The following is a 22,183-nucleotide window of genomic DNA, read 5'->3' on the forward strand; positions in this document are numbered from 1 at the left end:
GCACGGACCTGCGTCAAGCCGACTAATGTCGGATATCAGCGCATCCGCCCCTTGAGCTTCGCCTTCTTGATGAGATCGCCATATTGCAGGGCCAGCAAGTGCGACTGGATCTGGCTGATCGTATCGACCGTCACGTTCACAACGATGAGCAGGCTGGTGCCGCCGAGGAACAGCGGAATCCCGGTCTGCGCGATCATGTATTCCGGCACCACGCAAACAACGGTGAGGTAGGCCGCGCCGATCACGGTGATCCGGGTCAGCACATATTCTAGATAATCCGACGTGCGCTTACCGGGACGAATGCCAGGGATCGAGCCGCCATTCTTCTTCAAGTTATCCGCTGTTTCCTCGGGGTTGAACACCACCGCAGTGTAGAAGAAGCAGAAGAAGATGATCCCGATCGCATAGAGCGTCATGTAGAGCGGCTGACCATGCGCTAGATACTGGTTGAGCGCCTGCAGCACCGAATAGAAGCTGCTGTTGGTGTCAACCGAGCTGCCCGCAAACTGCGTGATCGTCAGCGGCAACAGCAGCAGCGAGCTGGCGAAGATCGGCGGGATCACACCCGCCGTGTTGATCTTGAGCGGCAGGTAGGACCGCTCCGCCTGCATCATGCCGCGCTGGGTTGCGCGCTTGGGATACTGGATCGTCAAGCGGCGCTGGGCGCGTTCCATGAAGGCGATCAGCAGGATCAGCGCGACCACCATCACGAGAAAGGCGATGATGATCCACGGCGCAATCGAGCCGGTGCGGCCGCCTTCGAACAGGTTGGTGGCAAAGCTCGGGAACTGGGCCACGATGCCGGCCATGATGATCAGCGAGATGCCGTTACCGATGCCGCGGCTGGTGATCTGCTCACCCAGCCACAGCAGGAACATGGTGCCGCCGACGAGGTTGATGACCGCAACGACGCGGAACATGTAGCCGGGGTTCACCACCGCCGCGAGGCCGTTCTGCGCGGCGAAGCTTTCAAGCCCCACCGCAATCGCATAGCCCTGGATAATGCACAGCAGCACCGCGCCATAGCGCGTGTACTGGTTGAGCTTCTGACGCCCACTCGCGCCTTCCTTCTTCAGCGCAGACAGCGCTGGGTGCAGGGCCGACGCCATCTGCACCACAATTGAAGCGGTAATATAGGGCATCACGCCGAGCGCGATGAGGCTCATGCGCTCAAGGCTGCCGCCCGAAAAGGCGTTGAACAGGTCGAGGATGCCGCCGCGGGTCTGTTGGTACAGCTCGCTCAGGATCAGCGGATTGACGCCAGGCAGCGGCACGAAGCTGAGGAAACGGAAGACAATCAGCGCCCCGATCGTGAACCAGATGCGCTGCTTGAGCTCGGTCGCCTTGGCAAAGTTGCCGAGGTTCAGGTTGCTCGCGATATTGTCGGCGCGTGATGCCATGTCGTTCTGTCAGTCCTAGCTCTTGATCCGGTGGTGATGGCTGACCTGCAACCATCCCGAACCATCCAATGCGCGCCTATGCTGCAAGAGCTGGCCCTGCATCAGAAGGGCCCATCCGGCGCGCGCGAGCGTAAATAGGGAGCGCGGGGGCACTTGTCGAACCCCCGCGCATCACCTTTTGTCGATTACTTCGCGCGTGCAGCCGCAGCGGTAGCCTTGTTAGCGTCGCGGCGAGCAAGCTTCTTCTCATGCTCGGGCGTCGGTGCAGCCGCCACTTCGACGCTGCCACCGGCCTTTTCGACCGCAGCAATCGCGCCCTTGGTCGCGCCAGTCACGGCGAAGGTCACCTTGGCAGTGATCTCACCCTTGCCCAGCAGACGCACGCCGTCCTTGCCATCACGCACCAGACCGACAGCGCGCAGGGCGTCTTCGGTGATGGTGGCCTTGATGTCGATCTTACCCGCGTCGATGAACTTCTGGATCATGCCGATGTTCACTTCGGCGTAGTCCTTGGCGAAGGGGTTGTTGAAGCCGCGCTTCGGCAGGCGCATGTGAAGCGGCATCTGACCGCCTTCAAAGCCCTTGATCGCCACGCCGGAACGAGCCTTCTGGCCCTTCTGACCGCGAGCCGAGGTCTTGCCCTTGCCCGAGCCGATACCACGGCCCACACGCATCCGACCCTTACGGGCACCGGCATTGTCGCGGATGTCATTCAGTTTCATAGTCGTGCACTCGCTGAAGTTTATCCCAGCGAAAGCTGGGACCTGAGGTTAGCTCTGCCGCAGAGAGGACGCGCTGACCACCCTGGATCCCGGCTTTCGGCGGGATGACGGGGGAGGACGAATTCCTCCCCGCCACAGTATCTTAGTCGATCACCTGCACCAGATGCGGGACCTTGGCGATTGCGCCGCGCACCTCGGGGGTGTCCTGACGCTCGACGATCTTGTGCATCTTGTTCAGCCCCAGACCGATGAGGATCTGGCGCTGACTGGCGGGGCGACGGATCGGCGAACCGATCTGCTTGATCTTGATGGTAGCCATCTCGAATTACTCCACAATCGCCGCAGCGTCGGCTTCAGCCTCAACTGCGCTGGCCCCGCCACGACCCAGAAGGTCGACGACCTTCTTGCCACGACGCTGAGCAACCGACTTCGGCGAAGTCTGGTCGGACAGCGCGTCAAAGGTGGCGCGGATCATGTTGTAGGGGTTCGAAGTGCCGACCGACTTGGTCACCACGTCAGCGACGCCCAGGCTCTCGAACACAGCGCGCATCGGACCACCGGCGATGATGCCGGTCCCCGGAGGCGCCGTACGCAGAGTGACCTTGCCCGCGCCAAAACGGCCGTTGCCGTCATGGTGCAGAGTGCGGCCTTCCTTGAGCGGAACGCGGATCATCTTCTTGCGAGCCGCGGCAGTTGCCTTGGTGATCGCTTCGGGCACTTCGCGAGCCTTGCCGTGGCCGAAGCCAACGCGGCCCTGACCATCGCCAACCACGACCAGCGCGGCAAAGCCGAAGCGCTTGCCGCCCTTTACGGTCTTGGAGACGCGGTTGATGTGCACCAGCTTTTCGATGATGCCGTCATCTTCTTCCTGCTTGCCGCCGCGACGGTCATCGCGACCGCCACGACCACGTCCGCGATCGCCGCCACCGCCTTCACGGTTGCCGCCACGGCCACGGCCACGACGGCCCTGCGCTTCACCGGCATCGCCAGCAACTTCGCTGACCACTTCGGGGGTTTCGATGGTGTTCTCGTCAGCCATAATCAGAACTCCAGCCCGCCTTCACGGGCGGCATCGGCCAGCGCTTTGACGCGACCATGGAACAGGAACCCGCCGCGATCGAACACGACAGTGGTCACGCCCGCCTTCTTGGCAGCTTCGGCAATCGCCTTGCCGACCTCGACAGCGGCATCGACATTCGCGCCGCTCGCCTTGGCACCGAGCGTCGAGGCCGCAGCGACAGTCTTGCCGGCTGCATCATCGATGATCTGGGCGTAGATGTGACGGCCGGTGCGGTGCACCGACAGACGGGGCTTGCCACCGGCACGTGCACGCAGAGCGGTGCGAACGCGGCGACGGCGCCGTTCGAAAAGGGAAAGCTTTGCCATCTTATCTCTTCTTCCCTTCCTTGCGGAAGATAAACTCGCCCTTGTAGGCAATCCCCTTGCCCTTGTAGGGCTCGGGCTTGCGCCAACGGCGGATTTCGGCGGCAAACTGGCCAACGGCCTGCTTGTCGGTCCCGGAAATCTCGATCGTGGTCTGATCCGGAGTCTTCACTTCAAGACCCTCGGGCACAGGCAGGTCGACATCATGGCTGTAGCCAAGCTGCAGCTTCAGATTGCGACCCTGCGCGTTGGCACGGTAGCCGACGCCCTTGATGACGAGGACCTTGGTGAAGCCGTCAGTGACGCCTTCGACCAGGTTCGACACCAGCGTGCGCTGCATGCCCCAAAAGGCCCGCGCCTGACGGCTGTCATTGGCCGGCTTGACCGAGATCTCGCCCTCTTCGACCTTGTAGTCGATGAGGTCGGACAGACCCAGGGTCAGAGTGCCCTTGGGCCCCTTCACCGTAAGGGTGCCGTTGTCGATCGTGGCGGTAACACCGCCCGGGATCGCCACCGGCTTTTTACCGATGCGGCTCATCAGAACACCTCCGCCAGGACTTCGCCGCCGACGTTGTGGCTGCGTGCTTCGGCATCCGAGAGCACGCCGCGCGGCGTCGAGACGATCGTGATGCCGAGGCCATTACGGATCGTCGGAAGTTCCTTGGAACCCGAATAGACCCGGCGACCCGGCTTGGAGACGCGGGCCACGTGCTTGATCGCGGGCTCGCCTTCGAAATACTTCAGTTCGATCCGCAGCGCCGGATGCTTACCCGAATTGTCTTCGCTGTAGCCACGGATGTAGCCTTCACGCTGAAGCACTTCGAGCACGCTTGCGCGAAGGTTGCTCGCGGGCGTGAGCACGGAGTCCTTCTTCGCACGCTGGCCGTTGCGGATGCGGGTGAGCATATCACCCAGAGGATCGGTCATAGCCATTGTTCAGTCCTCACCAGCTCGACTTGGTCAGACCGGGAATCATCCCGCTGTTGCCGAGTTGACGCAGTTCGATGCGGTTGATGCCGAACTTGCGGTAATAGCCGCGCGGGCGGCCGGTGGTGGCGCAACGGTTGCGGACCCGGGTCGGGTTCGCATTGCGCGGAATCTCTGCCATCTTGAGCCGAGCGACCAGGCGCTCAGTCTCGTCGAGGGACTCGTCATTCGCGATCGCCTTCAGCTTCTCGTACTTCGCAGCGTACTGCTTGACGAGCTTCTTGCGACGCTCATTCTTGTTGATGGAACTCAGTTTCGCCATGGACTTAAGCTCTCTTGCCTAGTGTCGTTTGGGGGAAGCGGCTCACGCCGCCTCCTTCTGTTCGGTTGCCTTTGCGCCCGGTGCTTCGCCCTGGAAGGGGAAGCCGAACAGACGCAGCAATTCGCGCGCCTCTTCATCGGTCTTGGCGGTGGTGGTGACGATGATGTCCATCCCGCGCACCTTCTCGATCTTGTCGTAGCTGATTTCGGGGAACACGATCTGTTCCTTCAGCCCCATCGCGTAGTTGCCGCGGCCATCGAACGACTTGGCGTTCAGCCCGCGGAAGTCACGGATGCGCGGCATGGCCACGGTCACGAGACGATCAAGAAACTCGTACATACGTTCACGGCGCAAGGTGACCTTGCAACCGATCGGCATGCCTTCACGCAGCTTGAACTGCGCGATCGACTTCTTGGCGATGGTGATGACCGGCTTCTGGCCGGCGATCAGCGCCATTTCTTCGGCAGCGGTCTGGACCTTCTTCTTGTCCTGGCTCGCTTCGCCGACGCCCATGTTGAGCGTGATCTTCAGAAGCTTGGGGACTTCGAGACGGTTCTTGTAGCCAAACTTCTCGGTCATCGCTTTCACGATTTCCTCGTCGTACTTGGCCTTCATCCGGGCGGTATAATCAGCCATCGATGGTCTCCCCACTCTTCACGGCGACGCGGACCTTCTTGCCGTCCTTCATTTCGAAACGGACGCGCGTGGCCTTGCCGGTCTTGGGATCAGCGAGCGCAACCTTCGAGATGTGCATCGGGGCCGGGAACCGGTCGATGCCACCCTGGGGGTTGGTCTGGCTGGGCTTGCGGTGGCGGGCAGCGATATTCACGCCCTCGACAACAACCTTGCCGTCCTTCGGCATGACCTGAGCGACCGTACCGGTACGACCCTTGTCCTTGCCCGACAGCACGACGACGCTGTCACCCTTCTTGATCTTCGCGGCAGCCATCACAGCACCTCCGGAGCGAGCGATATGATCTTCATGAAGCCGCGCGAACGCAGTTCACGCACCACCGGGCCAAAGATACGGGTGCCGATCGGCTCCTCGTTCTTGTTGACCAGCACGGCAGCATTGCTGTCGAAACGGATCACGGTGCCGTCGGGACGACGCACTTCCTTGCGGGTGCGGACGATCACGGCGCGATGGACATCGCCCTTCTTGACCTTCGCGCGCGGCTGCGCCTCCTTGATGGAGACGACGATCACATCGCCGACGCCCGCGGTACGACGCTTCGACCCGCCCAGCACCTTGATGCACTGGACGCGCTTGGCGCCGCTGTTGTCCGCGACGTCGAGATTGGATTGCATCTGGATCATTGATCCGTCTTCCTTCTCACTGGCTTACCAGGACACCCGATCCGACCGGGGCCTGACAGTTCCGATTACGCCTAATTCAGTTACCCGCAGCTGCCACGTCAAGGTCGGCTTCCACCGCCTGCACGCCGCCTGCCACAACCCGGTCCTTGACGATCCAGGTCTTGGTCTTGGACATCGGGCGGGTCTCTTCGATCCGCACCACGTCACCCACGGTGTATTCATTGGTTTCGTCGTGCGCGTGATACTTCTTCGAACGACGGATGATCTTCCCGTAAAGCGGGTGCTTCACCTTGCGTTCGACCAGCACGGTCACGGTCTTGTTGGTCTTGTCGGAGGTCACAGTCCCGACGAGGATGCGCTTGGGCATTGTGCTACTCCTTACGCCTTGGCGGCGGCGGTTTTGGCCGCACGCTCGTTTTGCAGCGTCTTGATCTGCGCGATGGTCCGGCGCACCTGACGGATGCGCGAGGGAGCCTCGAGCTGGTTGGTCGCAGCCTGGAACCGCAGATTGTACTGCTCACGCTTCAGCTCGGTGAGCTCGGCGGTCAGCTGATCATCAGTCTTGGTGCGAAGGTCCGCAAAGTCGGCCATTATTCGCCTCCCAGGTGGCTGGTGTCGCCGAGACGGGCAACAACCTTGGTCTTGATCGGCAGCTTCATGGCTGCACGCTCGAACGCTTCGGCCGCGAGCGGCCCGGCAACGCCGTCGAGTTCGAACAGGATGCGACCCGGCTTCACGCGGGCTGCCCAATATTCGACCGAACCCTTGCCCTTACCCTGACGGACTTCAGCAGGCTTCTTCGTCACCGGCACATCGGGGAAGACGCGGATCCAGAGACGGCCCTGACGCTTGATGTGACGCGTGATCGCGCGGCGAGCCGCTTCGATCTGACGTGCGGTAATCCGCTCGGGCTCCAGAGCCTTCAGACCATAGGAGCCGAAGTTAAGGGTGGTGCCACCCTTGGCTTCGCCCTTGATCCGTCCCTTGAACTGCTTGCGGAACTTGTGCTTTTTCGGTTGCAACATGGTCTGTTACCTCAACGAGCCGGCCGGACGCCGGAAGTCTGAGCTTCCATCATCAGGCGGTCCTGGGCGGTCGGATCATGAGCGAGGATCTCGCCCTTGAAGATCCACACCTTGATACCGATGATCCCGTAGGCGGTGAGCGCCTCACACTCGGCATAATCGATGTTGGCACGCAGCGTGTGCGCCGGAACACGACCTTCACGATACGATTCAACCCGGGCGATTTCCGCGCCGCCAAGACGGCCGCCGCAGGTGATCTTGATCCCTTCGGCACCGAGCCGGATGGCCGACTGCATCGCGCGCTTCATCGCCCGGCGGAACGCCACACGGCGAACCAGCTGGTCAGCGATGCCCTGCGCAACGAGCTTGGAGTCGATTTCCGGCTTGCGGATTTCAACGATGTTCAGCTTCACGTCGCTCGGCGTCATGGTCGCCAGCTTCGAGCGCAGCTTTTCGATGTCTGCACCCTTCTTGCCGATGATCACGCCGGGACGCGCCGCATAGATCGACACGCGGCACAGCTTGGCCGGACGCTCGATCACCACCTTGGAAACTGCAGCCTGCGGCAGATTCTTCATGATGTACTTGCGGATCGCGACATCTTCCTTGAGCAGCTGCGCATAGTCACGCCCTTCGGCGTACCAGCGGCTGTCCCAGGTGCGGTTGATCTGCAGGCGCAGACCGATCGGATTGCTCTTCTGGCCCATCTTACGCCTCTTCTGCTTCGCGAACGACGATCCGCAGCCGTGAGAACGGCTTGAGGATCCGGGTCGACTTGCCGCGGCCGCGGGTGTGGAACCGCTTCATCGTCACCGACTTGCCGACCGAAGCTTCCGCCACGATCAACGCATCAACGTCGAGGTTGTGGTTGTTTTCAGCATTGGCGATTGCGGAGGCGAGCACCTTGCTCGCATCGCGCGCCATTGCCCGCTTCGAAAAGGCGAGAATGTTCAACGCCTCTTCAGCCTTCTTGCCACGGATCAGGGCAGCAACGAGGTTGAGCTTCTGCGCCGAACCACGGATCGTGGTGCCGACGGCCAGCGCCTCGTTATCGCCCACGCGGCGGGGTGCCTTTGCCTTGCTCATCAGCGCTTGCCCTTCTTGTCGGCAGCGTGACCGGGGAAGGTGCGCGTGGGCGCAAATTCACCAAGCTTGTGGCCGACCATTTCTTCCGAAACCGAAACGGGAATGAACTTGTGCCCGTTATAGACATTGAAGGTGAGCCCGACGAACTGCGGCAGAATCGTCGAACGCCGCGACCAGGTCTTGATCGGCTTGACGTTGCTCGCTTCCTGCGCGCTTTCAGCCTTCTTCAACAGGCTCAGCTCGACAAACGGACCTTTCCAGACGGAACGTGCCATCGTCTCTTACCTCTTCTTCTTCGCGTGACGCGAACGGATGATCATCTTGTCCGTCTGCTTGTTATGGCGCGTACGGGCACCCTTGGTCGGCTTGCCCCACGGGGTCACCGGATGGCGACCACCTGAGGTCCGGCCTTCACCACCACCGTGCGGGTGGTCGACCGGGTTCTTCGCAACACCGCGGGTCAGCGGGCGGACGCCCATCCAACGCTTGCGGCCAGCCTTGGCAAAGTTCTGGTTGCCGTTGTCGGGGTTCGACACGGCACCCACAGTGCCCATGCAATCGGCGCGCAGGTATCGCTGCTCACCCGAATTCAGGCGAACGATGACCATGGCGCGGTCACGACCGACGACCTGCACATAAGTGCCGGCCGAACGGGCGATCTGACCGCCCTTGCCCGGCTTCATTTCCACATTGTGGCAAATGGTACCTACCGGCATCTGACCCAGCAACATGGCGTTGCCCGGCTTGGTGTCGGTCTTCTCACCGGCCACAACAGTGTCACCAACGGCGAGACGCTGCGGAGCGATGATGTAGGCCTGCTCACCATCTTCGTACTTCACGAGTGCGATGAAGGCGGTGCGGTTGGGGTCATATTCCAGACGCTCGACGGTGGCCGGCATGTCCCACTTACGACGCTTGAAGTCGATGAAGCGGTACTTCTGCTTGTGACCACCGGCGATGCCACGCGAGGTGACATGGCCCTTGTTGTTACGGCCACCGGTCTTGTGCTTACCTTCGGTAAGCGCCTTAACCGGCTTGCCCTTCCACAGGGCCGACTTGTCGACCAAAATCAGACCGCGGCGAGCGGGACTGGTCGGTTTATAGTTCTTGAGTGCCATTGTTCGTGTCCTGTCCCTTGGCCTCAGATACCGCTGGTGATGTCGATCATTTCACCCTCAGCGAGGGTGACAATGGCCTTCTTCACGTCGCTGCGCTGATAGGCCTTGCCCTTCCAGCGCTTGGTCTTGCCCTTGACCACCAGGGTGTTCACGGCGACGACCTTCTTGTCGTAGATCGCCTCGATCGCTTCCTTGATCTGGGGCTTGGTCGCCGAGTTGGCGACCTTGAAGACCACTGCGTTGTTCTCGGACGCGAGGGTCGACTTTTCGGTGATGTGCGGCGCGATGATCACGTCATAGTGACGCGCATCGACAGTCTGCTTCTTAGCCATTGAAGCGCGCCTCCAGCTTTTCGACAGCAGCCTTGGTCAGCACCAGCGTGTCGTGGTTGAGGATGTCGTAGACGTTGGCGCCCATGGCCGGCATCACGTTGATGCCCGGCAGGTTACCAGCAGCCTTCTTGAAGCCTGCATCAACCTGTTCGCCGTCGATCACCAGCACCTTGCCCGCAAAGCCGGCCTTGGCGAGGTGGCCCTTGAGGACCTTGGTCTTGGCTTCGGCGAGTGCCAGCGTATCGACCACAATGAGACCGTCCTTGGCCTTGCTCGAAAGCGCCATCTTGAGACCGAGCGCACGGATCTTCTTGTTGAGCGACTGCTCGAAGTCACGCTTGCGCGCGCCGTGGGCCTTACCGCCGCCGATGAAGATCGGAGCTGCACGGTCGCCGTGACGAGCGGTACCGCCGCCCTTCTGCTTGCCGAACTTCTTGCCGGTGCGGGCCACGTCCGAACGCTCACGCGTCGGACGGGCAGTGCCGCGGCGGTTCTCAAGCTGCCAGGTAACGACCCGGTGAAGGATGTCAGCGCGCGGCTCAATGCCGAACACGTCGTCCGAAAGCTCGATGTCTGCGCCCTTGACCGCAGTGCCGTCGATGTTCTGAACCTTGATCTTCATGGCTCAGCCTTCCTTGTTTTCTTCGGTGGCCGGAGCGTCGGTTTCGACGGCTTCGGTCACGACCACGTCTTCGGCGGCAGGTTCGATAACCGAGGGGGTCTCGTCAGCCAGCGGGGCGTGCTTCGAGAGCACAGCGCCGGGGAACGGCACGCCTTCGGGAAGCGGAAGCTTCACGGCGTCACGCACGAGCAGCCAGCCATTCTTAGCGCCCGGGACCGAACCCTTGACGAAAAGGAGACCGCGCTCAGCATCGGTGCGGACGATTTCGAGGTTCTGCTGGGTGCGCTGACGGTCGCCCATGTGGCCGGCCATCTTCTTGCCCTTGAACACGCGGCCCGGATCCTGACGGTTACCCGTCGAACCGTGGGCACGGTGGGAGATCGACACACCGTGGGTGGCGCGCATACCGCCGAAGCCCCAACGCTTCATGGCGCCGGCAAAGCCCTTACCCTGTGTGTGGCCGGTGATGTCGACCATCTGACCAGCGATGAAATGCTCGGCGCTGATGGTCGAACCAACCGGCACGAGGCCATCGGCGTTTTCGACGCGGAATTCAGCGACGCGCTTCTTCAGGCCGACATCGGCCTTGGCGAAATGTTCACGCTGCGGCTTGGCAACGTTCTTTTGCTTGGCTTCGCCAGCGCCGAGCTGGACGGCAAAGTAGCCATCACGGTCTTCGGTGCGGTGCGAAACCACCTGGCAATCTTCCAGCGCGAGAACGGTCACAGGCACGTGCCGTCCGTCCTCCTGGAAGAGGCGGGTCATCCCGACTTTCTTTGCGATAACGCCGGTGCGCATCGTCAGTTACTCCTCAACAGAGGCACCCTACGGACCATCCGCAAGGTGCATGGCAGGCCACAGCGTCAGACGCCGCAGCCCAATTCAGCCCAAATTGTCATGCATCGCCCCGTCCGGGCTGAGTGCTCCTGCTGGCCGGGTGGCCGCTGGAGCGAGACGGGGGACGCAGCCCGGATGATTTTCATCCGGCGGTATCCACCCTATCGTCAGGTGAGGCGCATATGGCCTCAACGATAGAGGCCCCTGCCGAAGCAGGGGCATTTCGGCTGGCTTAGGCCAGCTTGATCTCGACGTTTACGCCAGCTGCCAGATCGAGCTTCATCAGCGCGTCGACGGTCTGGGCGTTGGGCTGCACGATATCGAGCAACCGCTTGTAGGTGCGAACTTCGAACTGCTCGCGCGACTTCTTGTCGACGTGCGGACCGCGGTTCACGGTAAACTTCTCGATACGCGTCGGCAGGGGAATGGGGCCACGAATAAGAGCGCCAGTGCGGCGGGCCGTATCGGCGATCTCACCAGTTGCCTGGTCGAGAACGCGGTGGTCAAACGCCTTGAGGCGAATACGGATATTCTGAGCTTCCATGTCCTACTACCGATGCGAAAGAGCCAAGGAGCAACCGGTTACCCGGTATTTCCCAAAAACAAAGGCCGGCCCCGCTCAATTCCGGTTTCCCGAGAGCGGGCGGCCTTCTTCAAAACTCGTGACAGACGGGACGAATCTCGTCTGCGGATGCGCGCCTATACGGAGCGTGCGGGATTCTGGCAAGGCCCAAGTGGAAGGAAATTGCGCGTGGGTGAAATGACCACGCCCAACCGCCAAAACTGCCCTGCCCTCACCCCTGGTCGCGCGTCCATACTGAGGAACCCGCAACCACTTTTGCGAGGCATACGCCTCACACAAAAAGGCCCGGCAGCTCAGATGAGCGGCCGGGCCTGCTTTGCGTTCAGTCAGCTCCCAGACGGGAGCAGAACCTTACTTGGTGATCTTGGCAACGACGCCCGAACCCACGGTGCGGCCACCTTCGCGGATTGCGAAGCGCAGGCCTTCGTCCATGGCGATCGGTGCGATCAGCTTGACGCCGATCGAAACGTTATCGCCCGGCATCACCATTTCGGTGCCTTCGGGAAGGATCACTTCGCCGGTCACGTCGGTGGTGCGGAAGTAGAACTGCGGGCGATAGTTGGCGAAGAACGGCGTGTGACGGCCACCTTCATCCTTCGACAGCACGTAAACTTCGGCTTCGAACTCGGTGTGCGGCTTAACCGTACCGGGCTTGCAGAGAACCTGGCCACGCTCAACGTCTTCACGGGCAACGCCGCGGATCAGGGCGCCGACGTTGTCGCCAGCTTCACCGCGATCGAGCAGCTTGCGGAACATTTCCACGCCGGTGACGGTGGTCTTGCGGGTGTCCTTGATGCCGACGATTTCGACTTCTTCGCCCACGTTGACGATGCCGGTTTCGATACGGCCGGTCACCACGGTGCCGCGACCCGAGATCGAGAACACGTCTTCGATCGGCATCAGGAACGGCTTGTCGACCGGACGGTCGGGCTGCGGGATGAAGCTGTCGACAGCTTCGATCAGCGCAATCACCGAATCCTTGCCGATGTTGTCATCGCGACCTTCGAGAGCGGCCAGAGCCGAACCCTTGATGATCGGAATGTTATCACCGTCAAAATCGTACGACGACAGCAGTTCGCGGACTTCCAGTTCGACGAGTTCGAGGATTTCCTCGTCATCGACCTGATCGACCTTGTTCATGTACACGACCAGCGCCGGAACGCCGACCTGACGGGCGAGCAAGATGTGCTCACGGGTCTGGGGCATCGGGCCGTCAGCGGCGTTCACCACGAGGATCGCGCCGTCCATCTGGGCAGCACCGGTGATCATGTTCTTCACATAGTCAGCGTGACCCGGGCAGTCGACGTGAGCGTAGTGACGCGCAGCCGATTCGTACTCGACGTGGGCGGTCGAGATGGTGATCCCGCGCTCACGCTCTTCCGGAGCCTTGTCGATGTTGGCGAAATCGACAGCAGCGCCGCCGTAAGTTTCAGCCATCACCTTGGTGATCGCGGCGGTCAGCGTGGTCTTGCCATGGTCAACGTGACCGATGGTGCCGATGTTGCAGTGCGGCTTATTCCGCTGGAACTTTTCCTTAGCCATTTCTCTGGTGTACCTTCTTGAATGAAACGATGTGTTCGCGGGAAAAACGGCGGTGCCCGCTGAATCAGGCGCCGCCCCTAGACTGCCGAAGCAGCTTAGGCAAGTTTCTCCTTGACCTCGGCTGCGACGTTGGCCGGAACCTCGTCATAGTGCGAGAATTGCATTGAGTAGTTCGCGCGTCCTTGCGTGAACGAGCGCAGTTCATTGACGTAGCCGAACATGTTGGCGAGCGGCACGAAGGCCTCGACCGCCTGAGCATTGCCGCGGGTGTCAGTGCCCTGGATCTGCCCACGCCGCGAGTTGAGGTCGCCAATCACGTCACCGAGATATTCATCCGGGGTGATGACTTCAACCTTCATGATCGGCTCAAGCAGCTTGATCCCGGCCTTCTGAGCGACTTCACGCATTGCACCCCGCGCGGCGATTTCGAACGCGATCGCGCTCGAGTCGACGTCGTGGTACGCACCATCGGTCAGCTTGATGCTGAAATCGATGATCGGGAAGCCGACCAGGTGCCCGCTGGCAGCCTGTTCGCGGAAGCCCTTTTCGATCGCCGGGATGTATTCGCGCGGGATGTTCCCGCCCTTGATCACGTCTTCGAAGATCACGCCCTGGCCGCGTTCACCGGGGATGACCGTGACCTTGACGCGGCCGAACTGGCCCGAGCCGCCCGACTGCTTCTTGTGGGTGTAATCCACGTCAACTTCGCGGGCGAGGTATTCACGGTAAGCCACCTGCGGCGCACCGACATTGGCCTCAACCTTGAATTCGCGGCGCATGCGATCGACGATGATGTCGAGGTGCAATTCGCCCATGCCCTTGATGATGGTCTGGCCGCTTTCCTGATCGGTCGAGACGCGGAACGAGGGATCTTCAGCCGACAGGCGGTTGAGCGCGATGCCCATCTTTTCCTGGTCAGCCTTGGTCTTGGGCTCCACCGACAGTTCGATCACCGGCTCAGGGAATTCCATCCGTTCGAGCACGATCGGCGCATTGGCAGCGCAGAGCGTGTCACCGGTGGTGGTTTCCTTCATCCCGGCAAGCGCGATGATGTCGCCCGCGAAGGCTTCGTCCACATCCTTACGCTCGTTCGCATGCATTTCGAGCATACGACCGACCTTTTCCTTCTTGTCCTTCACCGAGTTCAGGTAGGTGCCCTTGCCGAGCGTACCGGAATAGATGCGGATGAAGGTCAGGCTGCCGACGAACGGATCGTTCATAACCTTGAACGCGAGCGCGCTGAACGGCGCTTCGTCGGTCGCGGGGCGGCTGTCAGCCTCGTCGCTGTCCATCTTGACGCCCTGGACATCAGGAATGTCGAGCGGCGAAGGCAGGTAGTCAACCACAGCGTCGAGCAGGGGCTGAACGCCCTTGTTCTTGAACGCCGAGCCGCAGCACACCGGCACGAACGACTGGTTGAGCGTGCCCTTGCGGATCAGCGCCTTCAGCGTCGCCGTGTCAGGCTCGTTGCCTTCGAGATAGGCTTCCATCGCCTCGTCGTCCTGTTCGACGGCGAGTTCGATCAGTTCGCTGCGATAGACTGCAGCTTCGTCAGCCAGATCGGCCGGGATCTCTTCATAGAAGAATTCAGCGCCCAGCGCTTCGTCCTTCCAGATGATCGCGCGGTTGTGAACGAGGTCGATCAGGCCCTTCAGATCGGCTTCGAGGCCGATCGGAATGTAGAGCACAGCCGGACGCGCACCCAGGCGATCGATGATCGACTGGACGCAATACTTGAAGTTGGCGCCGGTGCGGTCGAGCTTGTTGATGAAGCACATCCGCGGCACGCCGTACTTGTCGGCCTGACGCCAAACGGTCTCGGACTGGGGCTCAACCCCGGCCACGCCGTCAAAGCAGGCCACGGCGCCGTCGAGCACGCGCAGCGAACGTTCGACTTCAATCGTGAAGTCCACGTGTCCCGGCGTGTCGATGATGTTGATGCGGTGTTCCGGACCATCGGCGACCGACCAGAAGCAGGTCGTGGCGGCCGAGGTGATCGTGATCCCGCGCTCCTGCTCCTGCTCCATCCAGTCCATCGTCGCCGCGCCATCGTGCACTTCGCCGATCTTGTAGGACTTGCCGGTGTAGAACAGGATCCGCTCGGTCGTGGTGGTCTTGCCGGCGTCGATATGCGCCATAATGCCGATATTGCGGTAGCGGTCGATCGGATGGCTGCGTGCCATGATGAATTCCTTGGTGTTGGAGAAGCGGCCCGGTCCTGCAAGAGGCCCGCAGCGCGCTCCATATAGTGATGATTGTGACAGCCGGAAGACCCTTCCCCCGGCTGCCCACAATCAGCGTGTTACCAGCGGTAATGCGAGAAGGCGCGGTTCGCATCCGCCATGCGGTGCGTGTCTTCGCGCTTCTTCACCGCGTTGCCGCGGTTGTTGGCCGCATCCAGCAGCTCACCCGACAGACGCGCTGCCATGGTGGTTTCCGGACGACCGCGCGCGGCGGTGATCAACCAGCGGATCGCCAGCGCCTGAGCACGCTCAGGGCGAACTTCCACCGGCACCTGGTACGTCGCACCACCAACGCGGCGGCTGCGCACTTCGACCTGCGGCTTCACATTGTTCAGCGCATCATGGAACAGCTGGATCGGGTCCGCCTTGGCCTTGGCCTCGACAGTCTGGAGCGCGTTGTACACGATACCTTCAGCGACGGCCTTCTTACCATCATACATCAGGTTGTTCATGAACTTCGACAGGATCTGATCACCATACTGGGGATCGGGCAGGATGACCCGCTTTTCGGGACGACGACGACGTGACATTGATTTGTCTCCAAATTCTTGAATTCCCCTCCCCGGGCTTGACCCGGGGCCCCGCTTCTTTCCCGGCGCCCTTGAGAGCGGCTCAGGTAGCGGGATCCCGGGTCAAGCCCGGGACGGCGGAAAGGCCTTACTTCGGACGCTTGGCGCCGTACTTCGAGCGGCTCTTGCGGCGGTCCTTCACACCCTGGGTGTCGAGCACGCCGCGCAGGACGTGGTAACGCACGCCGGGAAGGTCGCGCACACGCCCGCCGCGGATCAGCACAACCGAGTGCTCCTGCAGGTTGTGGCCTTCACCGGGGATGTAGCTGATGACTTCGCGCTGGTTGGTCAGGCGAACCTTGGCCACCTTGCGCAGCGCCGAGTTCGGCTTCTTCGGGGTCGTCGTGTAGACGCGGGTGCAAACGCCGCGCTTCTGCGGGTTCTGCTCCATCGCAGGGACCTTGGACTTGGCCTTCTGCGGAACGCGGCCCTTGCGGACCAGCTGGTTGATTGTCGGCATTAAGTTCTCACTTCACCTGATGAGGGTGGAACGGGTGCCGGACGATGTTGGGGGAGAAGAATAAGCCAATTCGTCATCCCGGGCTTGACCCGGGACCGCTATCCGCAAGCGCATGGCCAGCGGCACAAGATCCCGGTTTTCGCCGGGATGACGAAGAGACTGAAACGCTCCACCCGCATATCCGGCCCTTCGGCCACCGGGTTACTTTGACGATTGCCCCCACGAAGGAGACGCACCGCCAATGTTCAGCTCAAACCGGGAATGACCCCGGAAGATGCGCGCCCTTAGGCGGGTTTGGGTGGGGGGTCAAGGCGGGAGTTGGATGCATCCAACGTCCGCGACGGTGGCACCAAGCGGCGGCCAAGAACGGCGCGTTTGCCACTGCTACGGCGGCGCAGCCGCCGCAAGGCCGACCGGCCGCCGCGCCTTATGGCGCGTAAGCCAAGGTGGACGGACGTCCACCGCCCGGCGCTTGAGGGCGAAAACAAACAGACTCGCGGAGCCACTGCCCCTCGCGTTCGTCACCCCGGCGCAGGCCGGGGTTTGGATTACTTCCTTGGCGAAGGCGGGCTGCTTGGGGTCAAGGGTGTCAGCGATGACCCTCGTCTGCCAAGGGATTGCCCAATCGACCTTTGGTCTTTCGCGGAGCCTTACTGTCACCCACGTAGCTTGTCCCGTCCGGCATCCGCTCCCCCTTCCGTGGGTGAGCTGGCATCTTGGAGGCTTCTTTGATCGCCTTAAGTGCATCAGGATTGCGTCGAAGGTTGGTAACGTCCGTCTCGGCGATCAAGTAAGTATTTTCGACTTGAATAGACCGGACCAGTCCACGCGTAGCCATCGCCTCAACTTTCTTGGTCGTAGAGTTCAGTAGGCCAGATGCGTAGCGCGCGCTAAACCACCACTCTCCTTCGATCTGTTGTATGGCCTTCACAGCAACGTCTGCTGCTTGTCCGCATCGCCCTTGGCCGCAGCCTTCTTGACTGTATCGGTGCGCGCCCAAGGAAGATCGAGTCGACGCGCCGGGCGGCCATTTTCAACGTCGGGGAACATCTCGGCAATGGTCACCACCTGCAACCGATCATATTCGCGTCCGATGGTCGGATGGACATACTTGCCTGCCGCCGTCATTTCATCGCGCATCGCCTTGGTGGGCATAGGCCCCTCTGCGTCTCTCTGCTCCTCTGCGGTCTCTGCGTGAACCCCGCTGCCCCCCGCGCCGCCCTCTTCGCGTCTTCGCGTCTTCGCGTGAAACCCAAGAAAGCCTAGCCCCGGATCGCCGGCCTGCGTCGGGGCAGGCAAGCCCGGGGTGACGAACAAGGGAGGACGGACGCCGCCCTCCCCCCTGAAGACGAGGGGGCTTTGCGGTTTCCTACTCCGCCGAAACCTGCAATTGCCCCGCGCGCCATGACCCGCCAGCCCGCCCCCTCCCCTCGCCTCGCGTCCGTTGCCGAACGGCGCGGCGGCAGCGTTCGCGCGGGGGGCGGTTTTTGGTTTCTGCACCGTGTCTCCTGTGTCTCCAACAGCGCGTCAGCTGAACGGGGCGGAGGCGCGGCGGTAACGGCGCGGCAACTTGGGCCGGCGTGGGAGGTCAGTCGGCGGCCAGATACCCGACCAGCGCGCGCACCTTCTTGGATCGCCATTGCGGCGGGGGGGCGAGCAGCCAGTAGGCGCGGGTGCCAGGCTCGGGCTCGGTCAGGGCGGTGAGGGTGCCGCTGGCGATGGCGCGCTCGGCCAGCGCGAGGGGGAGGATCGTGCGCCCCATCCCCGCCAGCGCTGAGGCGAGCGCCTGTCCGGGGGAGCCGGCGCGGATGCAGGGGTTGATGCCATCGGGCAGCGTCATGCCCGGCCAGTCGATCCACGCCTCGCGGTACTCCGGCGCGGCGACGGTGACGCGCATGGCGGGGGCGAGTTGCACGCCCTGGAGCTCGCCCGGCCCGTCGACCAGCCGGATCGCGAGATCGAGGTTCGCCTCGGTGAAATCGGCGTGCTCGTCGGGTGCGAGGATGTACTGGACGCCGGGGGTGTCCGCCTGGAACTTGGCGAGGCGGGGGGCGAGCCACTCGGCGTAGAACTCGCGCGGGACGGCGATGGTGTAACGGTCGGAGGCCTGGCCCGCCTGCATCGCGGCGACGCTCTCCTCGAACCGCATGAACCCTTCGCGCAAGGGGTCGAGCCCGGCCTCACCCTCGGGCGTGAGTTCGAGGCCCTTGGAGGTGCGGCGGAACAGGACGACGCCGAGGACGTCCTCGAGCGCGCGGATCTGCTGGCCGACGGCGGCGGGGGTGACCGCCAGCTCGTCCGCAGCACGGGTGAAGGAGAGGTGCCGCGCAGCGGCATCGAACACGCGCAAGGCGTTGAGGGGCAAGTGGGTGCGCTTCACGGGAGATGCGATTAGGCCCGCTTTGCGCCTATCGCAAGAGTCAGCGCGGCGTGCGGCCCTCAGCCGTTTCCGGCGCGGCGAGCGGGAAGAACGGGATGCGCACTTCGGTGGGCGAGCCATCGGCGCGCTCGAAGGTGTAGAACCCCTCCATCGAGCCGAACGGCGTCGTCAGCGGGCAGCCCGAGACGTAGTCGTGGCTCTGCCCCGGCGTGAGCAGCGGCTGTTCGCCCACTACGCCTTCGCCATCGACATGGTTCACCATCCCGCGCCCATCGGTGATGCGCCAGTGGCGCGTGCGCAGGCGCATGGCTTCGTGCGAGGCGTTCTCGATGCGGATGTGATAGACCCAGAACCACTTGCCCGCCTCCGGATGCGACTGTTCCGGCAGGTAGTTGACGGCTACCCGGACAGTGACCCCATCGGTCGTGGCGGCGTGCTGGAAAAACTCTTTCATATCGCCTCGCAAGTTAGCGATTCTTCGCCGGGTCACAAGGGGGGCAACGCGCTTAGTCCCAGCTGTGTTCCGAATGGCGGAGAGTTTTTGCCCCTCACCCGACCCAGACCCATCAGGGCGCGCTTGCGGCGGCGACCGTTACCGGCGCCGGATCGGGCGGATTGTGCTTCGCCAGAAACCCCGTCAGCGCCTCGTACCATTGCTGCTCGTTCTCTGAGGTCGAGAAGCTGTGGCCTTCGTCCTTGATCACCAGCGTCTGCGGGCGCATCGGCGCTTCGCGGGTGGCCTTTTCGAACATGTTGTACTGGCTAAAGGGCACCACAATATCCTTGGTCCCATGCGCCAGCAGCAGCGGGCGGTTGAGCTTGGCCGCGTGGCCCATCGGTGAGACCGTCTTGACCTCAGCCACGCCCTGCCCGCGCACCCGGTCCCGCCAGCGCTTGTATCCGCCGCGGCTGAAGGACTGGCTGTCGTAACGCAGCTGCTTCTCCAGATCGGTCACCCCTGCCCAACTCGCCGCGCAGCGGTAGCGTTCGGGATTGCGCAGCACCGCCCACATCGCGGCATAACCGCCATAGGAGCCGCCGACGACACACACCCGCGCCGGATCGGCAATGCCCTCCTTCACCGCCCAATCCATCGCGTCGTCGAGATCGTCCTGCATCATGCGCCCAATCTGCCCGGTGCCAAGCTCGAAGAACGCCTCGCCATACCCGCCTGACCCGCGGAAATTGGGTTGCAGCACGGCATAGCCACGGTTGGCGAGCAGCTGGACCTCGTCGTTATAGGTAAGCTTGTCGCGAATGCCGTAAGGCCCGCCGTGAGGCATGATGATCAGCGGCAGGCCCTTGGCTTCGCGTCCGCGCGGCAGGGTGAGATAGCCGCGGATCACCGCGCCATCGCGCGCAGTGTATTGCATCGGCTTGGGGCTCGCGAGCGCCTGGAAATCGAGCGTGGGGCGGTATTGCGCCATTTCCTTCAGGATCTTGCCCGCAGGCTCGTACATATAGAGCACGCCGGGATCGGCCTCGTTCCCGGCATAGACCAGCATCCGCGAGCCGTCCTTGGCGCGGCTGGGCACCCACACCTCGACATCGCCGAGCGCCTTGCGCAGGGCCGCGTGCTGCTTGCGCACGGCGGGGTCGAAGTAGTGTACCTCGTCCCGGTCAGCAGTGTAATAGGCGGCGTAGGGCTGGCCGTCTTTCAGCCCGACGCTATCGATGTCCCATTCGGGGTGTTCGTAGATCGTCTCGAGCATTTCGCGAGTGGCGAAGTTGTAGCGACGCAGACCGACGCGCCCGGTCTCGCCTTCAGACAGGACATAGCCTTCGTCCGATCCGCCAAGGATCTGGACCGCGTCCCAATACCTGTCGGTGGTTTTCTCGCTTTCCTTGACGCGGGCGACGAGCTTCAGCTCGCCGGTGGCGTCGGAGCGGTAATAGACCTTCAGCCGCCCATCCAACCAGCCCGCGCCCATCCGCACCACGCCGTTATTGTCGGCGGTCCAGTTCCACACCCCGTCGCGCGGCTGCTGGACAGTGGTGACCTTGCCGTCAGGCATCAGTTCGTGGCGCATGACCGAGGGGTAATCGTAGATCGTCTTTTGGATCGAGACGAGGATGTAGGAGCCATCCTCGGCATAGTGGATGACATTGTCGCCTTCGACCACATTGGTGCGGCCGAACAAGGGGCTCATGACGCCGGTGGTCACATCGACGAGGATCAGGCGGGTGTAGCGCACATCCTCGCCCATGAAGGTGCCGGCGGTTGAGACCGAGAACAACAGCTTGTCGTCGCTAACCCAGTTGTACCATTCGAACTGGTCGGAAGGGTCCGTGCCAAAGGCGTGCACCAGCTTACGGGTGGAAACGTCAGCGATGATGAACTGCGTGTTCCCGTCCTTGCGGCGGAGGTAGGAAAATTTGCTGCCGTCTGGCGAAAGCTTGCCGTCCCAGAAGGCCGAGCGCCCGGCGAAGTCCTTGATCGCGATCTGCGGCGGCGGGAGTTCCAGCGGCGCGCGCGCGTCTGTGGCGGCCGCTACCGGCGTTGGCGCCGGCTCTTGCGCAGCGCCACCGATGCCTGACGCCAGCATCAGCCCGGCGACAAGCGCTAAACCCCTACGGAAAATTCTCTGCACGCGCGCCTGATCCCTTGCTTCCGCCCTGATTCGCCAAGCCTATGTTTTGGCGCATCAATGGCAAGCGGAATGCGATAGTGCGCGGGCGCGATGTCAGCCCTTGGCGAGCAGTTCCTCAATCTGGCCGAGGCGTTCCTTGCCAAAGAACATCTCGTTTGCCGCGCCTTTCGGCCCCACGAACATTGTCGGGATACCGAAGGCCCCGCGCGCGACCACCGCATCGGTGTTGGCGACAAGGCCTTGCTTGACCGCGTCGGTCTGCGCGCGGGCGAACAGATCGGCGGCGTCAAAGCCCGCCGCAGTCAGCGCCGCGCCGATCGCTTCGGGTGAGGTGATGTCGAGGCCGTCCTCCCAGATCGGGCGGAGCAAGCCTTCCACGAACTGCACCCCGCGCCCGTCCTGATCGGCGGCGAACAGCATCCGCTGGAGCGTGATCGAGTTGAACGGGAACTGCGGATGGAGGCGATACTTGCCAAGCCCGTGCCTCGTGATGAAGCGGTTCATCTCCAGCATCGCGTATTCGTTCTTCCCCTTCACCTCCGCATCCCGGATCATCGGCGGCGCATTGCCGGTGAGCTTGTGCATCCCGCCGAGGAACACCGGAATAACATCCAGTTCCGCCTCATAACGGTTGACGAGTTCGCGCAGCGGCCACCAGATCAGATAGGCGTTGGGGCTGACGAAATCGAACACGAGTTCAACGCGGTTGGCCATTGGTCAGGTT

31 protein-coding genes are annotated in these 22,183 nt (G+C 62.5%); all 31 read right to left on the reverse strand.

The features are described from left to right. Nucleotides 1-35: 35 nt before the first annotated feature. Nucleotides 36-1,400: a preprotein translocase subunit SecY gene (secY, locus tag GRI59_RS11405; protein WP_160761273.1), complete on the reverse strand. Its 1,365-nt coding sequence runs from the start codon at nucleotides 1,398-1,400 to the stop codon at nucleotides 36-38. A 185-nt stretch (nucleotides 1,401-1,585) separates the two neighbouring features. After that, on the reverse strand, nucleotides 1,586-2,122 hold the full coding sequence (rplO, locus tag GRI59_RS11410; RefSeq protein ID WP_160761274.1) for a 50S ribosomal protein L15: 537 nt from the start codon (nucleotides 2,120-2,122) through the stop codon (nucleotides 1,586-1,588). A 142-nt stretch (nucleotides 2,123-2,264) separates the two neighbouring features. Further along, nucleotides 2,265-2,441 (reverse strand): 50S ribosomal protein L30, encoded by a 177-nt coding sequence (gene rpmD / locus GRI59_RS11415; protein ID WP_086609111.1) that lies wholly within the window; start codon nucleotides 2,439-2,441, stop codon nucleotides 2,265-2,267. Nucleotides 2,442-2,447: 6 nt separating this feature from the next. Continuing rightward, nucleotides 2,448-3,161 carry a 30S ribosomal protein S5 gene (rpsE, locus tag GRI59_RS11420; protein ID WP_160761275.1) on the reverse strand — a complete coding sequence of 238 codons (714 nt, stop codon included), beginning with the start codon at nucleotides 3,159-3,161 and terminating at the stop codon, nucleotides 2,448-2,450. Between the two features lie 2 nt (nucleotides 3,162-3,163). Next, nucleotides 3,164-3,508, reverse strand: a complete 345-nt coding sequence (gene rplR / locus GRI59_RS11425; protein WP_160761276.1) for a 50S ribosomal protein L18 — start codon at nucleotides 3,506-3,508, stop codon at nucleotides 3,164-3,166. A 1-nt stretch (nucleotide 3,509) separates the two neighbouring features. Beyond that, complete coding sequence (gene rplF / locus GRI59_RS11430; protein WP_160761277.1) at nucleotides 3,510-4,043, reverse strand: 50S ribosomal protein L6; 534 nt, start codon at nucleotides 4,041-4,043, stop codon at nucleotides 3,510-3,512. After that, entirely contained in the window at nucleotides 4,043-4,438 is a 396-nt protein-coding gene (rpsH, locus tag GRI59_RS11435; RefSeq protein ID WP_160761278.1) for a 30S ribosomal protein S8, read from the reverse strand. Before rpsH ends, rplF begins: the two co-directional genes overlap by 1 nt. Nucleotides 4,439-4,448: 10 nt before the next feature. Further along, entirely contained in the window at nucleotides 4,449-4,754 is a 306-nt protein-coding gene (rpsN, locus tag GRI59_RS11440) for a 30S ribosomal protein S14 (RefSeq protein WP_160761279.1), read from the reverse strand. Between the two features lie 42 nt (nucleotides 4,755-4,796). Continuing rightward, nucleotides 4,797-5,390 carry a 50S ribosomal protein L5 gene (rplE, locus tag GRI59_RS11445; protein ID WP_160761280.1) on the reverse strand — a complete coding sequence of 198 codons (594 nt, stop codon included), beginning with the start codon at nucleotides 5,388-5,390 and terminating at the stop codon, nucleotides 4,797-4,799. Continuing rightward, nucleotides 5,383-5,703: a 50S ribosomal protein L24 gene (gene rplX, locus GRI59_RS11450; protein ID WP_160761281.1), complete on the reverse strand. Its 321-nt coding sequence runs from the start codon at nucleotides 5,701-5,703 to the stop codon at nucleotides 5,383-5,385. Before rplX ends, rplE begins: the two co-directional genes overlap by 8 nt. After that, the gene (gene rplN, locus GRI59_RS11455; RefSeq protein ID WP_101791177.1) at nucleotides 5,703-6,071 is read right to left on the reverse strand and encodes a 50S ribosomal protein L14; all 369 of its coding nucleotides are present in this window, start codon (nucleotides 6,069-6,071) and stop codon (nucleotides 5,703-5,705) included. Before rplN ends, rplX begins: the two co-directional genes overlap by 1 nt. A 76-nt stretch (nucleotides 6,072-6,147) precedes the next feature. Beyond that, on the reverse strand, nucleotides 6,148-6,438 hold the full coding sequence (rpsQ, locus tag GRI59_RS11460) for a 30S ribosomal protein S17 (RefSeq protein ID WP_160761282.1): 291 nt from the start codon (nucleotides 6,436-6,438) through the stop codon (nucleotides 6,148-6,150). Nucleotides 6,439-6,449: 11 nt separating this feature from the next. Then, the gene (gene rpmC, locus GRI59_RS11465; protein WP_160761283.1) at nucleotides 6,450-6,662 is read right to left on the reverse strand and encodes a 50S ribosomal protein L29; all 213 of its coding nucleotides are present in this window, start codon (nucleotides 6,660-6,662) and stop codon (nucleotides 6,450-6,452) included. Further along, nucleotides 6,662-7,096, reverse strand: coding sequence for a 50S ribosomal protein L16 (gene rplP / locus GRI59_RS11470; protein ID WP_160761284.1), 435 nt, complete (start codon nucleotides 7,094-7,096; stop codon nucleotides 6,662-6,664). Before rplP ends, rpmC begins: the two co-directional genes overlap by 1 nt. An 11-nt stretch (nucleotides 7,097-7,107) precedes the next feature. Next, complete coding sequence (rpsC, locus tag GRI59_RS11475) at nucleotides 7,108-7,803, reverse strand: 30S ribosomal protein S3 (RefSeq protein WP_160761285.1); 696 nt, start codon at nucleotides 7,801-7,803, stop codon at nucleotides 7,108-7,110. Nucleotide 7,804: 1 nt separating this feature from the next. Next, nucleotides 7,805-8,182, reverse strand: a complete 378-nt coding sequence (gene rplV, locus GRI59_RS11480; RefSeq protein ID WP_054118161.1) for a 50S ribosomal protein L22 — start codon at nucleotides 8,180-8,182, stop codon at nucleotides 7,805-7,807. Continuing rightward, a complete protein-coding gene (rpsS, locus tag GRI59_RS11485; protein WP_160761286.1) occupies nucleotides 8,182-8,457 on the reverse strand; it encodes a 30S ribosomal protein S19 in 276 nt (91 codons plus the stop codon). Before rpsS ends, rplV begins: the two co-directional genes overlap by 1 nt. Nucleotides 8,458-8,463: 6 nt before the next feature. After that, the gene (gene rplB / locus GRI59_RS11490; RefSeq protein WP_160761287.1) at nucleotides 8,464-9,300 is read right to left on the reverse strand and encodes a 50S ribosomal protein L2; all 837 of its coding nucleotides are present in this window, start codon (nucleotides 9,298-9,300) and stop codon (nucleotides 8,464-8,466) included. A gap of 23 nt (nucleotides 9,301-9,323) precedes the next feature. After that, on the reverse strand, nucleotides 9,324-9,632 hold the full coding sequence (locus tag GRI59_RS11495; protein ID WP_160761288.1) for a 50S ribosomal protein L23: 309 nt from the start codon (nucleotides 9,630-9,632) through the stop codon (nucleotides 9,324-9,326). Continuing rightward, on the reverse strand, nucleotides 9,625-10,254 hold the full coding sequence (gene rplD / locus GRI59_RS11500; protein ID WP_160761289.1) for a 50S ribosomal protein L4: 630 nt from the start codon (nucleotides 10,252-10,254) through the stop codon (nucleotides 9,625-9,627). Before rplD ends, GRI59_RS11495 begins: the two co-directional genes overlap by 8 nt. Nucleotides 10,255-10,257: 3 nt before the next feature. Further along, a complete protein-coding gene (gene rplC / locus GRI59_RS11505) occupies nucleotides 10,258-11,052 on the reverse strand; it encodes a 50S ribosomal protein L3 (RefSeq protein ID WP_160761290.1) in 795 nt (264 codons plus the stop codon). A 271-nt stretch (nucleotides 11,053-11,323) separates the two neighbouring features. Then, nucleotides 11,324-11,635, reverse strand: a complete 312-nt coding sequence (rpsJ, locus tag GRI59_RS11510; protein WP_017665146.1) for a 30S ribosomal protein S10 — start codon at nucleotides 11,633-11,635, stop codon at nucleotides 11,324-11,326. A gap of 390 nt (nucleotides 11,636-12,025) precedes the next feature. Next, nucleotides 12,026-13,216, reverse strand: a complete 1,191-nt coding sequence (tuf, locus tag GRI59_RS11515; RefSeq protein WP_160761291.1) for an elongation factor Tu — start codon at nucleotides 13,214-13,216, stop codon at nucleotides 12,026-12,028. Nucleotides 13,217-13,311: 95 nt separating this feature from the next. Then, nucleotides 13,312-15,399, reverse strand: coding sequence for an elongation factor G (gene fusA, locus GRI59_RS11520; RefSeq protein WP_160761292.1), 2,088 nt, complete (start codon nucleotides 15,397-15,399; stop codon nucleotides 13,312-13,314). 119 nt (nucleotides 15,400-15,518) lie between these two features. After that, nucleotides 15,519-15,989, reverse strand: coding sequence for a 30S ribosomal protein S7 (gene rpsG, locus GRI59_RS11525; RefSeq protein WP_160761293.1), 471 nt, complete (start codon nucleotides 15,987-15,989; stop codon nucleotides 15,519-15,521). A gap of 127 nt (nucleotides 15,990-16,116) precedes the next feature. After that, nucleotides 16,117-16,488, reverse strand: coding sequence for a 30S ribosomal protein S12 (gene rpsL, locus GRI59_RS11530; protein ID WP_054118152.1), 372 nt, complete (start codon nucleotides 16,486-16,488; stop codon nucleotides 16,117-16,119). Between the two features lie 927 nt (nucleotides 16,489-17,415). Beyond that, nucleotides 17,416-17,643 carry a hypothetical protein gene (locus tag GRI59_RS11535; RefSeq protein ID WP_160761294.1) on the reverse strand — a complete coding sequence of 76 codons (228 nt, stop codon included), beginning with the start codon at nucleotides 17,641-17,643 and terminating at the stop codon, nucleotides 17,416-17,418. Between the two features lie 433 nt (nucleotides 17,644-18,076). Then, entirely contained in the window at nucleotides 18,077-18,868 is a 792-nt protein-coding gene (locus GRI59_RS11540) for a LysR family transcriptional regulator (protein WP_160761295.1), read from the reverse strand. 40 nt (nucleotides 18,869-18,908) lie between these two features. Next, nucleotides 18,909-19,322, reverse strand: coding sequence for a Co2+/Mg2+ efflux protein ApaG (apaG, locus tag GRI59_RS11545; RefSeq protein ID WP_160761296.1), 414 nt, complete (start codon nucleotides 19,320-19,322; stop codon nucleotides 18,909-18,911). Between the two features lie 112 nt (nucleotides 19,323-19,434). After that, nucleotides 19,435-21,414 (reverse strand): alpha/beta hydrolase family protein, encoded by a 1,980-nt coding sequence (locus GRI59_RS11550; RefSeq protein WP_160761297.1) that lies wholly within the window; start codon nucleotides 21,412-21,414, stop codon nucleotides 19,435-19,437. Nucleotides 21,415-21,552: 138 nt separating this feature from the next. Continuing rightward, entirely contained in the window at nucleotides 21,553-22,173 is a 621-nt protein-coding gene (locus tag GRI59_RS11555; protein WP_160761298.1) for a 2-hydroxychromene-2-carboxylate isomerase, read from the reverse strand. Between the last annotated feature and the right edge of the window lie 10 nt (nucleotides 22,174-22,183).

The organism is Erythrobacter ramosus, assembly GCF_009828055.1.
Classification (GTDB): Bacteria; Pseudomonadota; Alphaproteobacteria; order Sphingomonadales; family Sphingomonadaceae; genus Erythrobacter; species Erythrobacter ramosus.

Excerpts from the sequence above, each read along its gene's own strand:
- secY (WP_160761273.1), bottom strand. The coding sequence starts at position 1,400 with ATGGCATCACGCGCCGACAATATCGCGAGCAACCTGAACCTCGGCAAC.
- rplO (WP_160761274.1), bottom strand. The coding sequence starts at position 2,122 with ATGAAACTGAATGACATCCGCGACAATGCCGGTGCCCGTAAGGGTCGG.
- rpmD (WP_086609111.1), bottom strand. The coding sequence starts at position 2,441 with ATGGCTACCATCAAGATCAAGCAGATCGGTTCGCCGATCCGTCGCCCC.
- rpsE (WP_160761275.1), bottom strand. The coding sequence starts at position 3,161 with ATGGCTGACGAGAACACCATCGAAACCCCCGAAGTGGTCAGCGAAGTT.
- rplR (WP_160761276.1), bottom strand. The coding sequence starts at position 3,508 with ATGGCAAAGCTTTCCCTTTTCGAACGGCGCCGTCGCCGCGTTCGCACC.
- rplF (WP_160761277.1), bottom strand. The coding sequence starts at position 4,043 with ATGAGCCGCATCGGTAAAAAGCCGGTGGCGATCCCGGGCGGTGTTACC.
- rpsH (WP_160761278.1), bottom strand. The coding sequence starts at position 4,438 with ATGGCTATGACCGATCCTCTGGGTGATATGCTCACCCGCATCCGCAAC.
- rpsN (WP_160761279.1), bottom strand. The coding sequence starts at position 4,754 with ATGGCGAAACTGAGTTCCATCAACAAGAATGAGCGTCGCAAGAAGCTC.
- rplE (WP_160761280.1), bottom strand. The coding sequence starts at position 5,390 with ATGGCTGATTATACCGCCCGGATGAAGGCCAAGTACGACGAGGAAATC.
- rplX (WP_160761281.1), bottom strand. The coding sequence starts at position 5,703 with ATGGCTGCCGCGAAGATCAAGAAGGGTGACAGCGTCGTCGTGCTGTCG.
- rplN (WP_101791177.1), bottom strand. The coding sequence starts at position 6,071 with ATGATCCAGATGCAATCCAATCTCGACGTCGCGGACAACAGCGGCGCC.
- rpsQ (WP_160761282.1), bottom strand. The coding sequence starts at position 6,438 with ATGCCCAAGCGCATCCTCGTCGGGACTGTGACCTCCGACAAGACCAAC.
- rpmC (WP_160761283.1), bottom strand. The coding sequence starts at position 6,662 with ATGGCCGACTTTGCGGACCTTCGCACCAAGACTGATGATCAGCTGACC.
- rplP (WP_160761284.1), bottom strand. The coding sequence starts at position 7,096 with ATGTTGCAACCGAAAAAGCACAAGTTCCGCAAGCAGTTCAAGGGACGG.
- rpsC (WP_160761285.1), bottom strand. The coding sequence starts at position 7,803 with ATGGGCCAGAAGAGCAATCCGATCGGTCTGCGCCTGCAGATCAACCGC.
- rplV (WP_054118161.1), bottom strand. The coding sequence starts at position 8,182 with ATGAGCAAGGCAAAGGCACCCCGCCGCGTGGGCGATAACGAGGCGCTG.
- rpsS (WP_160761286.1), bottom strand. The coding sequence starts at position 8,457 with ATGGCACGTTCCGTCTGGAAAGGTCCGTTTGTCGAGCTGAGCCTGTTG.
- rplB (WP_160761287.1), bottom strand. The coding sequence starts at position 9,300 with ATGGCACTCAAGAACTATAAACCGACCAGTCCCGCTCGCCGCGGTCTG.
- GRI59_RS11495 (WP_160761288.1), bottom strand. The coding sequence starts at position 9,632 with ATGGCTAAGAAGCAGACTGTCGATGCGCGTCACTATGACGTGATCATC.
- rplD (WP_160761289.1), bottom strand. The coding sequence starts at position 10,254 with ATGAAGATCAAGGTTCAGAACATCGACGGCACTGCGGTCAAGGGCGCA.
- rplC (WP_160761290.1), bottom strand. The coding sequence starts at position 11,052 with ATGCGCACCGGCGTTATCGCAAAGAAAGTCGGGATGACCCGCCTCTTC.
- rpsJ (WP_017665146.1), bottom strand. The coding sequence starts at position 11,635 with ATGGAAGCTCAGAATATCCGTATTCGCCTCAAGGCGTTTGACCACCGC.
- tuf (WP_160761291.1), bottom strand. The coding sequence starts at position 13,216 with ATGGCTAAGGAAAAGTTCCAGCGGAATAAGCCGCACTGCAACATCGGC.
- fusA (WP_160761292.1), bottom strand. The coding sequence starts at position 15,399 with ATGGCACGCAGCCATCCGATCGACCGCTACCGCAATATCGGCATTATG.
- rpsG (WP_160761293.1), bottom strand. The coding sequence starts at position 15,989 with ATGTCACGTCGTCGTCGTCCCGAAAAGCGGGTCATCCTGCCCGATCCC.
- rpsL (WP_054118152.1), bottom strand. The coding sequence starts at position 16,488 with ATGCCGACAATCAACCAGCTGGTCCGCAAGGGCCGCGTTCCGCAGAAG.
- GRI59_RS11535 (WP_160761294.1), bottom strand. The coding sequence starts at position 17,643 with ATGCCCACCAAGGCGATGCGCGATGAAATGACGGCGGCAGGCAAGTAT.
- apaG (WP_160761296.1), bottom strand. The coding sequence starts at position 19,322 with ATGAAAGAGTTTTTCCAGCACGCCGCCACGACCGATGGGGTCACTGTC.
- GRI59_RS11550 (WP_160761297.1), bottom strand. The coding sequence starts at position 21,414 with ATGCTGGCGTCAGGCATCGGTGGCGCTGCGCAAGAGCCGGCGCCAACG.
- GRI59_RS11555 (WP_160761298.1), bottom strand. The coding sequence starts at position 22,173 with ATGGCCAACCGCGTTGAACTCGTGTTCGATTTCGTCAGCCCCAACGCC.